General features: G+C 67.9%; 2 protein-coding genes. Both read right to left on the bottom strand.

Annotated features, from left to right (window positions below):
* Window positions 1–160 precede the first annotated feature (160 nt).
* Window positions 161–988 (bottom strand): triose-phosphate isomerase family protein, encoded by an 828-nt coding sequence (locus LQV45_RS28095; protein ID WP_230010212.1) that lies wholly within the window; start codon window positions 986–988, stop codon window positions 161–163.
* 70 nt (window positions 989–1,058) lie between these two features.
* Window positions 1,059–2,043, bottom strand: a 985-nt coding sequence (locus LQV45_RS28090; protein ID WP_230010210.1) for an MFS transporter, incomplete at its 5' end; no start/stop codon positions are given.

Genomic DNA, 2,043 nt, shown 5'->3' with positions numbered 1-2,043 from the left:
TCTAGACATCATGCCCGTCGCACGCGGCCAAGGCCGGACATGTCCACTCTTCGCCACCCACCCAACGGAACATGTCCATTCCTCGCGAGCCACCCCACGGGACATGCTCATTCTTGCCCTCGACCAAGGGACATCTAGGCATCATGCCCGTCGCACGCGGTCAGGGCTGGACATGTCCCACGGGGGTTGGTTCCGGTGCAGTGAAGCCCTCGGCCAGCAGGAGTGCCTCATCCAGCACGGCGCCGAAATTCACCGGATCGTGCGCGAACCGGCCCAGGAACAAGCCGGAGACGCCCTCCAGCGTGGGCAGCAGTCCGGGCTTCGCCGATCCGCCGTAAATGACCGGCAACCCTGGCACGCCGGCGGCGGTGAGCTGGTCCCGGAGCCGGCGGACGACGTCGGACACGTACGCGGCGGCGGCCGGCTCGGCCGCGCCGATGGCCCAGACCGGTTCGTAGGCCACCACCAGGCGGCCGGCGAGGTCCCAGTCGCCGTCGACCGCCGACTCGATCTGGCGAAACACAAAGTCCGCCGCGGCCGCCGGCTGCCCGCCGTCGCGCTCCCCCACGCACAGCAGCGGGGTGAGCCCGGCGTCGTCCGCGGCCCGGACCTTGAGGGCCACCATGGCGTCGTCCTCGCCGAAGTGCTGCCGGCGTTCGGCATGGCCGATCTCCACGAGCCGGACGCCGAGTTCCGCGAGCATGGACGGGGCTACTTCCCCGGTCCATGGCCCGTCCGACCAGCCGCAGTTCTGCGCACCGAGCAGCAGCGGCGAACCCGCCAGGAGCCGGGCCGCCGCGGGCAGGACGGGGAAGGACGGGATGACAAACGGGACAACCCGCCCGGCCGCGAGGGCCGGGCGGGTGTCCACTTCGTGCTGCAGCCGCTCGAGCCAGTCCAGGCTGTCCCGGTAGCCGAGGTACATCTTGGTGCTGACCCCCACCAGGATGCGGGTGTTGGAGGTCTGGCTGCCGGGGTTCTGCTGCATGTGTTGGTGCTTTCTGCTGGATCCAGTGGATGGGCGCTGGACGTCGCGCTGGAAGTGAGGCCGGGAGCCTTTACTGCTCCAGCAGCTCGTCGGCCTTGTTCTTGAAGCGGCGGGTCGCGAACATCATGGCCGCTGCCAGGAACGGGAGCACGCCGAGGGCATAGACGCCCATGGTCCCGGTGTCCGAGGCGGTCATCTGGTTGACCGAGGTGCGCAGGATCGGCGCGACGAAGCCGCCGAGGTTTCCGAGCGAGTTGATCAGGCCGATCCCTGCGGCCGCGGCGGTTCCGGTGAGGAACGCCGTCGGGTAGGACCACGCGATGGGGCCGATGGAGAGGAACGAGCACACGGCGAGGGTGATGAAGATGATGCCGAGCGCCGGAATGTGGTTGGCGCCGGCCCACGCGGAGCCGAAGATGCAGAGTCCGGTGGAGATGAACAGCCCGGTGCCCCAGACCCGGCGGCGGATCACGGTGTTCGCTGCCTTGCCGATGAAGTAGCAGGCGAAGATGCCGAAGAACCACGGGATGGCTGCCATCAAGCCGACGGCGATGCCCACCTTCTGGCCGGTCAGCTGGGCGACCTGCTGCGGGAGGTAGAAGGTGACGCCGTAGACGGCGATCTGCAGGCAGAAGTAGATGACGGTGAAGTACCAGACCTTGCCGTTCTTCATGGCCGCCAGGACGCCGCGCGGCCCGGACTCTTCCTTGACGGTGTCCTCGAGCGCCATGACCTCCAGGAGCGCGTTCTTCTCGTCCTTGTCCAGGAACTTGGCGTCCTGCGGGCTGTTGATCAGGAAGAAGTACGCGGCGACGCCGGCGACGACCGCCAGCATTCCCTCGACGAAGAACATGACCTGCCAGCCCTGGACGCCGGGCACCTGGTCGCCGATGTTGATCAGCCAGCCGGAGAGCGGGGCGCCGAGCATCTGGGAGAACGGCTGGGCCAGGTAGAAGATGGCGAACATCTTGACGCGGACCTTGTTGGGGAACCACGCGGCCAGGAACATGATGACGCCGGGGAACAGCCCGGCCTCGGTGACACCCAGCAGGAAC

The organism is Microbacterium sp. Bi128 (assembly GCF_918698205.1).
The sequence above is the reverse complement of the archived record's forward strand: the minus strand, read 5'-3'. Positions and strand labels throughout refer to the sequence as shown.

Excerpts from the sequence above, each read along its gene's own strand:
- LQV45_RS28095 (WP_230010212.1), bottom strand. The coding sequence starts at position 988 with ATGCAGCAGAACCCCGGCAGCCAGACCTCCAACACCCGCATCCTGGTG.